10 protein-coding genes are annotated in these 14,116 nt (G+C 39.3%); all 10 read right to left on the minus strand.

Annotated features, from left to right (window positions below):
- Positions 1–6 precede the first annotated feature (6 nt).
- A complete protein-coding gene (locus tag T543_RS04440) occupies positions 7–1,143 on the minus strand; it encodes an FtsW/RodA/SpoVE family cell cycle protein (protein ID WP_035766100.1) in 1,137 nt (378 codons plus the stop codon).
- Positions 1,133–3,988, minus strand: a complete 2,856-nt coding sequence (locus tag T543_RS04445) for a penicillin-binding transpeptidase domain-containing protein (RefSeq protein ID WP_035766102.1) — start codon at positions 3,986–3,988, stop codon at positions 1,133–1,135. The genes T543_RS04440 and T543_RS04445 overlap by 11 nt, the downstream gene beginning before the upstream one ends.
- The gene (mreD, locus tag T543_RS04450) at positions 3,981–4,499 is read right to left on the minus strand and encodes a rod shape-determining protein MreD (RefSeq protein ID WP_035766103.1); all 519 of its coding nucleotides are present in this window, start codon (positions 4,497–4,499) and stop codon (positions 3,981–3,983) included. The genes T543_RS04445 and mreD overlap by 8 nt, the downstream gene beginning before the upstream one ends.
- Positions 4,500–4,513: 14 nt before the next feature.
- Positions 4,514–5,380, minus strand: coding sequence for a rod shape-determining protein MreC (mreC, locus tag T543_RS04455; RefSeq protein ID WP_051638532.1), 867 nt, complete (start codon positions 5,378–5,380; stop codon positions 4,514–4,516).
- Positions 5,381–6,388, minus strand: a complete 1,008-nt coding sequence (gene mreB / locus T543_RS04460; protein WP_035766105.1) for a rod shape-determining protein — start codon at positions 6,386–6,388, stop codon at positions 5,381–5,383. It abuts the gene before it with no gap.
- Positions 6,389–6,398: 10 nt separating this feature from the next.
- Positions 6,399–7,121 (minus strand): RadC family protein, encoded by a 723-nt coding sequence (radC, locus tag T543_RS04465; protein WP_242839466.1) that lies wholly within the window; start codon positions 7,119–7,121, stop codon positions 6,399–6,401.
- Positions 7,122–7,186: 65 nt separating this feature from the next.
- Entirely contained in the window at positions 7,187–8,470 is a 1,284-nt protein-coding gene (locus tag T543_RS04470) for a methionine gamma-lyase family protein (RefSeq protein ID WP_035766549.1), read from the minus strand.
- Positions 8,471–8,506: 36 nt separating this feature from the next.
- A complete protein-coding gene (gene miaA, locus T543_RS04475) occupies positions 8,507–9,469 on the minus strand; it encodes a tRNA (adenosine(37)-N6)-dimethylallyltransferase MiaA (RefSeq protein ID WP_035766106.1) in 963 nt (320 codons plus the stop codon).
- Entirely contained in the window at positions 9,469–11,430 is a 1,962-nt protein-coding gene (gene mutL / locus T543_RS04480; protein ID WP_035766107.1) for a DNA mismatch repair endonuclease MutL, read from the minus strand. Before mutL ends, miaA begins: the two co-directional genes overlap by 1 nt.
- A gap of 5 nt (positions 11,431–11,435) precedes the next feature.
- Positions 11,436–14,078 carry a DNA mismatch repair protein MutS gene (gene mutS / locus T543_RS04485; protein ID WP_035766550.1) on the minus strand — a complete coding sequence of 881 codons (2,643 nt, stop codon included), beginning with the start codon at positions 14,076–14,078 and terminating at the stop codon, positions 11,436–11,438.
- Positions 14,079–14,116 lie beyond the last annotated feature (38 nt).

A 14,116-nucleotide genomic window follows, 5' to 3' on the forward strand; every position in this document is an offset into this window, starting at 1 on the left:
CTTCCGTTAATAGTATTTTTTGCCTTGTAGTCTTACATTCAAAACTAATCCCATACCTGTGTAACAGCTCACAAGAGATGTTAATCCGTAGCTGACGAATGGTAATGGAATACCGGTATTAGGTAGAACACCGGTTACAACCCCTATATTAAGAAACCCTTGAAAACCGATCCATGCGCCCATTCCGGTTGCAATGAGCATACCTGCAAGATCCTTACTCTTACCTGCCACGACAAAACATTCGATGGCTATAAGAAGTATAAGAACCACAACAAGGCATGAACCTATAAACCCAAACTCCTCACCTACTACAGTAAAGATAAAGTCTGTAGGTGATTCAGATATAAAACCACCATTTAAAACCGATGATATTTCATTGGTATTATAACCTTTTCCAAGAAGCTGACCTGATCCTATAGCCATCATTGAGTTAAGTGTCTGATAAGCAATAGAATTGGCATAATCCTCAGGATGAAGCCATGCCAGAATACGATCCTGCTGATAGCCTTTCAGGATAAAGCTTTTATCCGAAAGAGCATCAAATATGATAAGAACAGCTGACGGGATCGTAACTGCAAGAACAGTTACAACGAGCTTCCAGTTAATTCCGGCAACAAACAATATAGTACTTACGATCACTGTAAGCATTATTGTTGTAGACAGATCGGGCTGGCTAAATACCATCAAAAGCGGTACAGATAAAAGTAGTAAACATATACCAACAAAGTACAGCTTTTTAACTTTATCCTTATATTTCATTATGAACTGTGCAAAAAATAAAATCAATAATATTTTAGATGCTTCCGAAGGCTGAAACTGTATGCCAAAAAGGTTGATCCATCTTGTAGATCCGTTGACAGTTTTACTCAGCCCTGTGAAAACAAGTGCAAGAAGCATGATATTCAGCACATAATATAAAGGATAAAACCTTACAATAACGCCATAGTCCAGAATTGATACAAAAAGCATCATGGCTATTCCAAGAACCATACCTGCAATCTGCTTTTTCTGGTTAGCAGGTTCTGCACTGCCTATCGCCATTATACCTACTATGTTTAAGGTGATAAGCATTGCAACAAGCTTAAAATCATAATCCCATATCTTATATTTTTTTATTTTTTCAATTAAATTCTCAGTCCTCATCAGCTTCACCGCCCTGCAACTGGTTAGCTGTTGCATTTTCCATATCAGTATCTGAAAGGCCAAAGTAATACTCAATGGCATCTCTTGTTATCTGTGCAGCATAGCTACTTGTATAGCCGTAAGGAATACGGGTTGCAATAGCAATCTGCGGGCTCTCATAGGGAGCGTAGCATACAAAGAGCGCATGGTTTGCTCTCTTCTTTGATTCCTCGGCAGTTCCTGTCTTACCTGCGACATTGACCTTAAGATCTGAATAATAGGTTTTATCTTCAACTACCTGTCTCATACCCTGATGGATCGCATTCCAGTATGAAATATCCATATCTATCTGATTTCTGACAGTAGCACCATGTTCTTCAAGAAGGTTTCCGTCAGAATCACAAGTCTTTTTAATAAGTGTCAGGTTATAGCATGTACCACTGTTTGCTACAGCTGTGACATATCTTGCAAGACCAACCGTTGTAAATGAGTTGGTACCCTGACCGATAGCAGAACGAACTGAGTCGAGGTCAGATACTATAGGATCATATTCAGATACTTCAATACCCGTTGTCTCTGTAAGTCCATATAGATCGGCATACTTTGCAAGCTTTGAAAGACCAACTTCTGAGTTGTATGTACTTCCTGTAAGTCCGAGTCTGTAACCAACCTCATAGAAAAATGCGTTACATGAATTTCTGATACCGCCGGTTACATTAAGTGATCCGTGAGAACTGGGGTAAATCCAGCAGTGCGCAACAGAATCAAGCTTATCAAAAGAACCTGTACAGGTAATTGTCGAAGTTGTATCGATTACACCTTCCATAAGTCCTGCTGTTGCAGCAACCATCTTGTATGTGGAACCGGGTGCTGTTCTCTGCATTGTTGCAAAGTTAAGAAGAGGTGATGACTGATCGCTTCTTAGCTTTGCATAGTAAGCTGCGTCAACACCATTAGCCATCATATTATTGTCATATCCGGGATATGAAACGAGTGCAAGCACATCACCGTTGTTAACATCTGTAATGACCATAGAACCCGTGCAGGGATCAAGTGCAAGCTGAGCCGGTGTGATATCAAGATTGGATATTCTGTTGAGAATAAATGTATAGGCAGCTTCACCGCCCTGATTCCATAGTCTTATCTCATCTTCCGGAAGCTCAACAACACCCTGTTCAAGCAGTATATTGCATACACTCACAGGACTGATGGAGTCCTCTTCGAGCATATATTTATAGAGCTTTTTGTTGAATTCATCATCTTCTTCGATATCTTTGAAAATATAATCTACAATTCTTTCAAAGATCTCATCTGAATCAACATACTGGCTTTCAAGGTCGAGTACAGTTACATCGATCCAATTGGCTGCAATACAGTATCTTATATATTCTGTAAGTGATATTGTTTCATCCTTGGTCCATGCAATATAGGTTTCATCTTCCTTATCAACTTCGTTAGAATCAATAACGCCGTTAGAATAGAGCTTTTGTGCGATATAGCTCATATAATTGCGGTACTCTGTACTTAACTGATTATATGGAGTGTTTAGCGTTTCGAGTTCATTTCTTATCTGCGCGTAAACATTATCCTTTTTTGTAAGGAAAGCCGCATGAACACTTTGCTCATTTGGACCTGCATCTTCTGACTCCATATGATCAAGGTCTATTACATGGTTATTAAAAAGTGCAAAATAAACATCATAAACAGGAATGATGATCTCACTTGCTTTCTGATTCTCACTTAAATTATATGACTTAATGTTCTGGATCTTGGATATAAGGATACCGGCAAGTGAACGCTCAATAATGTTGTAGCAGGCTTCCTGAAGATCTTTATCAATTGTAAGATACACGTCATTACCAGCAGTTGAATCAATATACTTACTTGTTTCAATAACCTTACCGGTATTATCTACGTATACGGTTTCACTTCCCTTTTTACCCTGCAATACCGATTCCATTGACTGCTCTATACCTGATTTACCAACGGTATCATTAGAGCTGTATTCATTATTTTCTGCCTGAAGCTCTGTGAGCTCAGTATCGGACACCTTACCTGTATAACCAAGTATCTGTGAAAAATATGCGGAATCAACATATACTCTGGCAGTGTCTTCCTCAATCGAAACACCGTCCAGGGTATCTGAGTTCTCCATAATATCAGCAACTGTCTTTTCGCTTACACTCTTAGCAATTGTTGTATCGATGTATTTCTGGAAACTGTTGGAATCCATGTTATATCTGACAGTAAGTACTTTTAAAAGTCTGTCCTTTTCATACCCCATTCCGGGTGTAAAAGTCTTTCTGTTATTAGGATCTGTGTAATCGCCAACTCCAAATTTCGTGCACAGATCATCGACAACTTCCTTTGGCGTCTTGGATCTCTCTTCGTATTTTAAATCATTAATGGACGTTCTTCCGTAAATATCTGCAAGAAAACGAAGCAAAGTATTTCCCTCTACGGTAAATTCATAGTTGCCTGATGTATTTAGCTGAATATTGAAATCCGTGTCGACAGAATCGCCGTTTTTCTCGACAATATCGATTACTTTATTAATTGTTTCATTAACAGCTTTATTTTTTCCGGAACCGGACTCATATACGTCTTCTATTGTGATAGAATTGGACAGCTCATTATAGGCAAGAAGCTTGCCATTCCTGTCATAGATATTACCTCTTGTTGCAGGAATGGATTTTTCCTTCTTTATCTTGAGCTGAAAAGAATCAAGGTACTCTTCTCCTTTGATTATCTGTAAAAAGAAGAGCCTGTATACAAGACCTGCCGCTGCAAGAATAAGAACTGCAGAAAGTATAACAAGTCTTGAAGTTATGAAATTTACAACAAATTCCTTAATCTTATTAAACAAATTTCTTAGCGCTCCTTTGTTCAATCTCCTCCAGATAAGTGTTTATCCTGATAAGAACCGGGTACAAAAATACGGCAACAAGCGCTGTATATACAACCTCAGGAACGATCACATGGACCATGTAATATCCAAGATTGAACTTATTTCTAAACATAAAGAGTAATATGTAGCAGATAAAACCATATACAAAATCAGCTGAAACTATAAGTCCCAAAGGAAGAATGATGTTTTCAGGATAGAATATCTTATTGAACTTGCCAATAATGAATCCGATGTACATAAATATCATGGCATAGAATCCAAGATAGCTTCCAAAGAATACATCTACCAGAATACCGCAAAACAATCCTGCTACTATTCCGCTCTTATCACCTCTCATAAATGCCAAAGATGAAGTAACGATGATCAGAAGATTCGGCACGATACCACCGAAATCCAAATAACGAAACAGCGTTGTCTGCAATATAAAACATATTATTATTGATAAAAATGAAAACAAAAATCGTCTCATATTTATTTATCTGCTCATTCTCCTGTGTGTTTCAAGGTTGTGATGACCAAAACAACATCCATGTATTCGAAATCAACAACCGGTGTGATCTTGCCGGATTTGGTCAGATTGTTTGAATCCTCTTCTATCGCTGAAATATATCCGATAAGAATTCCCGGAAGATATTTATCTGAAATATTTGATGTAACAACCTTATCTCCGACAGAAACCTTGTCTGCATCATCAACAAGCTTGGAAAAAGATATCTGTCCTTCGTTATATAGCTCTAAGTCTCCGGTTGCGATCAGGTTTTCCGACGCAGAAAGAACAGTTCCGCTAACTGATGAGTTATCTGCAATGATCGTCTGAACTTTGGCCCAGTCAGGTCCAACATCTGTAATCCTGCCTACAAGACCGCCACCTGCGATCACGTTCATATCTATGGCAAGACCTTCGTCGCTACCTTTATCGATAACAAAAGAGTGATACCAGTTACCTGAATCCTTAGAGATGATCCTTGCTCCGATCTTATCATAGTCAGAGTATTGAGAATCAAGGTTATACAGTTCTCTAAGCTGAGTCAGCTCGTATTTATCCTGCTCTAAGTTGGTGTTTTCAGTAGTAAGCTCTTCAACCTTAGCCTTTAAGGATTCGTTTTCAGACTGAAGCGCTCTTATACTTGCAAGATTATCCGCAGTATTCTTGAAAAAAGTACCTGCAGTTGTGATGCCTTTTTGGAAAGGCACAACTACAATACCTATTGCAGAATTGACGGTAGGGCTGAAAGCATCAGTGTTAAAGGTAACTATTATCATTCCCGTACATATAATTGTTAAAATAAAGAGGAGATATTTACTTGGAAGTGTAAATTTATCTCCCCCTCTTTTAATGACAGGACTCATTTATACATCCTCTTCAACTGAATAAGCAAGGCTCTTGTACTGATCATCCTTGATAATCTTTGAAAGACCAAGTGCTACTGAGCTGATAGGATTCTCAGCAAGGTTTACATTAAGGCCGACACCGTTTGAAAGTCTCTGAGCGAGGTGACAAACCTGTGAAGCTCCACCTGTAAGATAAAGACCGTGTTTGAAAATATCAGCAGCAAGTTCCGGAGGAGTGCGCTCAAGAGTAGCTTTAATGTTGTCAAGGATCTGATCAAAGTACTCTACAAGTGACTGATCGATAAGATCTGTGGGAATAGATCTCTCAACAGGAAGTCCTGTTACGATGTCTCTTCCGTAAACAACAGCATCCTTGCCTGCCTTCTCAAGGTCTTTAAGATTCATCTTGATGTTCTCGGCACTCTTTTCACCGATGATAAGTGAAAATTCCTTGCGGATAACACCTCTTATGGCATCATCGAACTTCTTTCCACCTACTTTTATAAGCTTACTTATAACGATTCCCTTAAGTGAAAGGATTGAAATCTCAGTTGTATCATAACCGACGTTAACAACAAGTACGCCCTGTGAGTTCATAACGTCAACACCCATGCCAAGTCCGTCTGCAACAGGCTTTTTGACCATCATGATTTTCTTTGCCTTTACGCCTGATTCTCTTACAAGGTCATGGAAGGCTCTTCTCTCAACTTCGGTTACATCCTTGGGAACTGCGATAAATACATCTATAGGCTTAAGTGCGCCCTTCATCTCATCTGTGATAAAGAGCTTTACAAGGCTCTTCATATGCTCGATGTCTGCGATAACACCATTGCTCAAAGGATATGAGATTTTAATATTGCTTGGTGCCTTTTCATACATATCATATGCAGAATTACCATATGCAAGAAGTGAAGATTTATTCTCGATAGCGATGAGATTCTTCTCAACGGTAACAGAATCTGTTGCCTTGTTATAGATTTTGATGTTACTTGTACCAAGATCGATACCAAATACGTTATTGCCCAAAATAAGCCTCCTAAATAATTTGTTTATGTTCTAAGAAACTATAATAACTCTGATCACCTATTATAATGTGATCTCTGAGGTTAATATCTATAATATCTCCTGCTGTTTTGATCTTCCTTGTCATACCTATGTCCACTTCGCTGGGATTAGGATCGCCGCCCGGGTGATTATGGAGCAAAACGATATTGACCGCTCTGTTTTTCACAGCGCTGATAAATATCTCCCTTGGTGATAAAAGCGCGGAATTGACAGTACCTACGGATATCTCCTCATCACAGATCAGCTTGAACTGTTGATTAAAGCACAAAAGGATCACATGTTCCTTTTCATAATGTCTCATCCCTTCCATGTAGTAATCTGCTATGGATGATGGCGAAACCATTTGAAGCTTTTGAAAAGATCTGGCTTTGGCTATTCTTCTGGATATCTCAGCTATACATTTAAGCTTTATCGCCTTAACTTTACCGATTCCGGGGACAGACATTATTTCATCGATTGAAAGTCTGCAGAGACCGGATAATCCATCTTCGTATTTACCTGACATACGAAGAATCTGCCTCCCAATATCTATGGGAGTATTGTCAGATGTTCCAGTTCTTACGATTATTGCAAGAAGCTCTGCGTCTGTAAGTGACCCGGCGCCGTATTTTAAAAATCTCTCATACGGCATAAGTTCGGCAATGCTCTCATCAGCTCTGAGCATTGATCTGAATGAAGTTTTAGTATTATACAATTTATTACCCTTGCTTCTGTGGGCAAAATAAATAAAGAAATCAAAAAGCTATATTATTTTAACACTTAGTTAGTAAGAGTAACAAGTCCCTTTTCATACATAACAGCAAGGGTCTTCATTATTCCGAATTTTGCATGCTGCCATGTAAGACCGCCCTGGAAGAATACTGAATAGGGCTCTCTTAGCGGTCCGTCTGCTGAAAGTTCAATTGAACTTCCTGAAACAAAAGCTCCGGCTGCCATGATGACCTGTGAGTCATAGCCGGGCATATCCCAAGGCTCAGGTGTTACGTATGAATCAACAGGAGCAGCATACTGAATGCCTTCGCAGAAAGATGTAAGGAGCTTTGGATCATTAAAAGTGATTGCCTGAATTATGTCATATCTTTCTTCTATTCCGTTAGGAAGCACTGAAAATCCGAGCTTTTCATAGATGTTTGCCGCAAAAATAGCACCCATAAGTGCACTGGCAGTAACATTAGGTGAAAGAAAAAGTCCCTGATAAAACTGAGGAAGTATGCCAAGTGAAGCACCGACTTCTTTTCCAAGTCCGGGAGAAGTAAGTCTGTATGCTGCATTTTCTACACATTCCTTTTTACCTGCAATATATCCGCCAATAGGAGCAAGACCGCCGCCGGGGTTCTTTATAAGAGAACCTACAACCATGTCGGCACCTACATCAGAAGGCTCAATGGTCTCTACAAATTCGCCGTAGCAGTTGTCAACCATTACGATAACGTCGCTTTTTATGCCCTTTACAAAGCTTATTAGCTCGCCGATCTTCTCAACTGAAAATGTAGGCCTTGTCTGATATCCCTTACTTCTCTGGATCGCTACAAGCTTAGTCTTGTCGTTTATTGCCTTTTTTATGCTCTCATAGTCAAATGAGCCGTCTTCAAACAGATCAACCTGTCTGTATGTAACGCCGTATTCAGCAAGTGATCCCTTAGAAGGTCGTATGCCAATTACTTCCTCTAATGTGTCATAGGGCTTTCCAGCAGGGGCAAGAAGCTCATCGCCGGGGCGAAGGTTACTCATAAGAGCAAGTGCAAGCGCGTGAGTTCCGCAGGTTATCTGAGGTCTTACAAGTGCATCCTCTGTATGGAAAATAGATGCATATACAGCTTCAAGCTTGTCTCTTCCTATATCATTGTAGCCATAACCTGTTGTACCAAGAAGGCAGGCTTCAGATACCTTGTTATCCTGCATTGCTTTAAGAACCTTTGCCTGATTAAATTCGGACACTTTTCTTATCTTGTCAAAGCGCTCCTCAAGGCCGTTCCATATTTCGTTACAGAAATCGTATACCTTTTCATCGATTCCCATAGACATATACAGTTTCTTTGTCATATCGTTTAATTCATTTGTATTAGCAGCCAAAATTACCTAAATCTCCCATCTTTCTCTAATTTGCCTAAGTATTTCATCAAGAACTTTTGAATCGTCTCTGTCAAACATAGACTTATCTATCCAGGTGACAGTTTTTTCTCTCTTAAACCAGGTGAGCTGTCTTTTTGCAAAATGCCTTGTATTTTTCTTAATAAGGCTTATCGCTTCATCCAAAGACATATCGCCGTCTATGTATGATAACATTTCCCTGTATCCTAGAGCCTGCATTGACGTTGCACTTCTGTCTATATTTCGTAGGCAGAGCGCTCTTACTTCCTCTTCAAGCCCTTCCTCTATCATCATGTCTATTCTGTCTTCAATTCTCTTATAGAGGACATCTCTATCGTCAGTCAAAACAAAGTAAAAAAAGTCATAGGGCGATTGATTTTCCCTTTGCTCGCTGTTATGTACAGACATCTTTTCACCTGTGTCATGATAGAAAGAAAGCGCTCTCATAACTCTTTTTACATTGTTTTCGTGAACTTCCTTTGCATATTCAGGGTCAATTTCCATAAGCATCTGATGAAGCTTTGACACTCCGCCGTCTTCCTTCGATATCCTTAAAAGCTCATCCTTGTATGCCAAAGATTCTTTGTCCTTATCTTCATCATCATTTTCAGAAAACTGAACATCATAAAGAACGGACTGAATGTAAAAGCCCGTTCCTCCCACAAGTATAGGAATTTTTCCTCTTTTATGAATTTCGTCAATTATAGGCAGGACTCTTTTTTTGAATTCAAAGGCATTAAAATCTTCGTCCGGATCCAGAATATCGATCATATGATGAGGTACACCGCCCATTTTTTCAGGTGTTATCTTATCTGTACCGATATTCATGTCTCTGTAGACCTGCATAGAATCACAGGATATTATCTCACCTTTGATTTCTTTTGCAAGCTTTATTGAAAGATTTGTCTTTCCGACAGCCGTAGGTCCTGTTAAAACTATTAGTTTTTCCATCAGTCGACTATTCTCTTAAACTTCTTCTCTATTTCATATTTACTCATTGAAATGATCGTCGGTCTTCCGTGAGGACAATTATAGGGATTATCAAGAGTAAGCAGTTCATCTATAAGCTCTTCTATTTCAGCTCTTGATAATTTCATATTTCCTTTAACGGATGCCTTGCACGCCATGCTTGCAATCTTGTAATTGATCACATCAGGAGTTCTGTCGAGGTTTGTGTCTGCGCTGAGCTCATCAAGCACTTCGATAAACATCTCTTTTTCATTGTCGCATCCGTAGAGATCGACCGGCACCTCTCTTATGGCCAGGTCATTTGGGCCAAATGGCTCTATGTTAAATCCAAGTCTTTCAAAAGATGAGTGGTATTTGTCATACACATCCTTTTCCTTGGCGGTAAGCGTAACTATGATAGGCGGATTAATTAGCTGTGAAGCAGTCTTTTTCTGCTCATACTTTTTAATCAATCTCTCATAGTTTACTTTTTCATGCGCAGCATGCTGATCGACGATAAACATCTTATCCTTGAATCCGATGATCCAATAGGTATCAAATAACTGACCAAGGATATCATATTCGTTTCTGTGGTCTTTTGTCAGCATCTTATCTTCAAAGAAATCAAGCTGCATGCCCTTTTCAACAATAATGGCATCTGAATTCTTGATGATAGGTTTATTCAATCTCTCATCCTGTGACTTTGGAGGTGTGTGATCTCCAAATACTCTGTTCCACACAGGTGATTTCATATTATCTTCAATAACAACAGGGGCCGGAGCAATTCCTTCGGCAAAGACAACTTCGCTTTCCTTTAGCTTATTTTCTTTTGTCAGTCTGCTCTTTTCAAAAGGTTCCGGAATATAGGATTTTACTTCTTCTCTGGGCGCTTCCTTTTTAACAAAAGATGGTTCCTGCGCTTTTGCCTTAAATGCCTTATCCTCTTTTTCGTCCCGCAAAACCTCCGGAATCATCTCATGATCATGAAGGCAGCTTGCAACTACACTTCTTATGGTCTCGTATACAATAGGCTGATTTCCAAATCTTACTTCCATCTTTGCAGGATGAACATTCACGTCAACAAGCGCTGTATCCATCCTTATATGAATTACGCAAAAAGGGAATTTATGTTGCATGAGGTACTCTTTATAACCCTCTTCAAGCGCCTTAGAAACTATCTTGTCCTTAACATATCTTCCGTTAATGAAAAAAATCTCGAAATTCCTGTTAGATCTGTTAAGAGCGGGTTCTCCAAGGTATCCCTCTATCGTAATGCCGTTTTTGGTCTCTGATACAGGAACAAGAGACATTGACACATCTCTTCCGTATATTCTGTATATAAGCTCTTTTAGATCGCCATTTCCCGACGTGGTAAATTTATCATCCCTGTTATTTATAAAATGGAATGAAACAGACGGATTATCAAGGGATAAATGCTCCATGAGGTCTCCTATATAAGAGCCTTCCGTCTGCGGAGTTTTTAAAAACTTTTTTCTTGCAGGGGTATTAAAAAACAGATCCCTGACAATTATGGTAGTTCCTGTAGGAGCACCGACTTCATCTATTCCTTCTTCATTTCCTCCGCTTATAAGGTATCTTGTACCTACAAGCTCGTCAGCGGTCTTTGTTATAAGCTCGACATTTGCAACTGCGGATATACTTGAAAGCGCCTCGCCTCTAAAGCCCAGAGATTTTAGACTGTATATATCATCTATGCTCATGAGCTTACTTGTAGCATGTCTTTTAAAAGCATTTCTGATCTGGCTCTTTTCAATACCGCTTCCGTTATCAGTTACTCTTATAAGCTTGGTGCCGCCCTCCTGTATTTCAACAGTTATCGAGGTAGCACCTGAGTCAATGGAATTTTCTACAAGTTCTTTTACAATACTTGATGGTCTCTCAACTACTTCACCTGCAGCTATCTGATCAATCGTATTTTGGTCAAGCTCCATTATTATAGCCATTATTTTTACCCCTTCCATCTGTTCTTAAGCTGATTCTGCAGCTTATAGAGCGTATTTAAGGCATCCATAGGCGTAAGATTAGATATATCAATCTCCTGTAATTCTTTTATGACATCTTCGTCTCTTACTGTGTCAAAAAGAGACATCTGCGATAAGTCGACCTGATCGTAGTGCTTTACCTGTGACTTTTTCTCGGACTTTTGACTTACTTCGATACCCTGGATCTTCTCAGTAATATCATTATCAGTCAGCTCCTCGGCAATAGCTTTTGCCCTGTCTATTACCATGTCCGGAATTCCCGCAAGTCGTGCTACCTGAATACCGTAGCTCTTATCAGCACCACCTTTTATTATTTTATGTAAAAAGACGATATCATCGCCTTTTTCCTTTACGGCGATGCAGTAGTTATTTACATTATCGATCTTGCCTTCAAGTTCTGTAAGCTCATGATAATGTGTTGCAAATAGTGTTCTTGCACCAAGAAGCTTACGGTTACTTATATGCTCTATCACAGCCCATGCAATCGAAAGTCCATCATAGGTTGAAGTTCCTCTTCCTATTTCGTCGAGAATAAGAAGTGACTTTGACGTAGCATTTCTAAGGATATTTGCAACTTCGTTCATTTCAACCATGAAGGTACTCTGTCCGCTTCCAAGGTCATCAGAAGCACCGACTCTTGTAAATATTCTGTCCACAACACCAACAGTTGCGGAATCTGCAGGAACATAGCTTCCAATCTGAGCCATGAGGACTATAAGAGCCGTCTGTCTCATGTAGGTTGATTTACCTGCCATGTTTGGTCCTGTAATAATACTTATCGCATGCTTTTTATCATCAAGGAAGGTGTCATTTGATATGAACATATCTGTCCTGTCGAGCATCAGCTCTATTACGGGATGACGTCCTCCCTGGATCTTTAGTACTCCCTTATCATTTAGAGTAGGTTTTACGTAATGATTTCTCTCTGCAACATAAGCAAGTGAGCAAAAAACATCAAGAAGAGCGATGCCCTTGGCGGTTTTCTGTATCCTTGCAATCTCCATCGCAATAGAATCTCTTATCTTGCAGAACATCTCATACTCTAAATTAAAGAGCTTATCCTGGGCATTTAAGATCGTATCTTCGAGTTCTTTAAGCTCAGGCGTTGTATAACGTTCGCAATTGGTAAGAGTCTGTTTTCTTATGAAATAATCAGGTACCTTATCTTTGAAGGAATTGGTTACTTCAAAGGAATATCCAAATACATTGCTGTATTTTATTCTGAGGTTCTTGATATCTAGCTTTTCTCTTTCCTTAGCTTCAAGCTCTGAAAGCCAGGATTTACCGTTAGTACTTGCTTCTCTGAAATGATCGATATCACTGTCAAAACCGTCTTTTATTATTCCGCCCTCTTTTATCGCAAGCGGAGGCTCTTCGACGATCGATCTGTCTATAAGTTCGTAAATATCCTTAAGATCATCTATCTCTTTATAGATATTATCAAGGCTTACTGTATCCCGAAGGTCTTCAAGTACCATCTTTATAGCAGGAAGCATCTTAAGCGAATTCCTGAATGCAAGAAGGTCTCTTGGATTGGCCGTATGGTAATTTATTTTTGCCATAAGTCTCTCAAGATCGTAGATAGGACCAAGGTATTCTCTTATTTCATCTCTCTCAATTACATGCTTTACCAAAGCTTCAACCGCGCTCTGCCTTGATAAGATATCATCTGTATCTATGAGTGGCTGCTCAATAAAGCTTCGCAGCATTCTTGCACCCATAGCGGTTTTTGTTTTATCAAGAACCCACAAAAGAGTACCTTTTTTCTGCTTATCCCTCATTGTCTCGATAAGTTCAAGGTTTCTTCTTGTAGATGAGTCAAGAAGCATATACTTATTTGTAAGATACGGATATATATGGATAATATTGGATAAATCCGACTTCTGAAGCTCCTGAAGGTATTTAAGAACACATCCTGCAGCAAGAGTGCCGTTTGGAAAATCCGCAATACCAAGGCCAATTAAAGAAGCAACTTTAAAGTGTTTTGTAAGAACCTGCTTATTGGATTCATCATCAAAATATCTTGCTTCAAGCGGATTAACTACCATGTTACTTCTATCCTTTAACTGGTCGATATTAACTCCGCTGACAAGAAATGCATCATTACATATAAGCTCAGTAGGCTGAAACTTCTGTATTTCATCAATTATCTCTTTTAAAGAATCAACTTCTGTAAGTAAAAAATCACCTGTAGTCATATCACAGACTGAAATACCTGTTTTTTCATCTGTGTAGAACACGCACATAAGATAATTGTTTTTGGTTTCATCAAGGGCCTGCATATTGAGGTTTGTTCCGGGAGTTACAATCCTTGTAACGTCGCGCTTCACAAGACCTTTTGCCAGCTTTGGATCCTCAACCTGTTCACAGATTGCGACTTTGTAGCCTCTTCCTACAAGCTTGGTGAGATAGCTGTCAACCGCATGATGGGGAACTCCGCACATGGGAGCTCTCTCCTCTAGTCCGCAGGCTTTACCGGTAAGAGTAAGCTCAAGTTCTTTGGATGCGATCTTGGCATCATCAAAAAACATTTCATAAAAATCGCCGAGCCTGTAGAACAGAATGCAGTCCTTATATTCACTTTTGGTCCTCATGTAGTTTTGCATCATGGGACTTAGTTTTTCGAAATCTATTTCCAAGTTATTAT

This window comes from Butyrivibrio sp. NC2002, from assembly GCF_000702265.1.
GTDB lineage: Bacteria > Bacillota > Clostridia > Lachnospirales > Lachnospiraceae > Butyrivibrio.

What these genes read in the sequence shown, in the direction of transcription:
- mreC (WP_051638532.1), bottom strand. Translation starts at nt 5,380, where the DNA reads ATGAGTCCTGTCATTAAAAGAGGGGGAGATAAATTTACACTTCCAAGT.
- mutS (WP_035766550.1), bottom strand. Translation starts at nt 14,078, where the DNA reads ATGATGCAAAACTACATGAGGACCAAAAGTGAATATAAGGACTGCATT.
- mreD (WP_035766103.1), bottom strand. Translation starts at nt 4,499, where the DNA reads ATGAGACGATTTTTGTTTTCATTTTTATCAATAATAATATGTTTTATA.
- T543_RS04440 (WP_035766100.1), bottom strand. Translation starts at nt 1,143, where the DNA reads ATGAGGACTGAGAATTTAATTGAAAAAATAAAAAAATATAAGATATGG.
- miaA (WP_035766106.1), bottom strand. Translation starts at nt 9,469, where the DNA reads ATGGAAAAACTAATAGTTTTAACAGGACCTACGGCTGTCGGAAAGACA.
- mutL (WP_035766107.1), bottom strand. Translation starts at nt 11,430, where the DNA reads ATGGCTATAATAATGGAGCTTGACCAAAATACGATTGATCAGATAGCT.
- T543_RS04470 (WP_035766549.1), bottom strand. Translation starts at nt 8,470, where the DNA reads ATGACAAAGAAACTGTATATGTCTATGGGAATCGATGAAAAGGTATAC.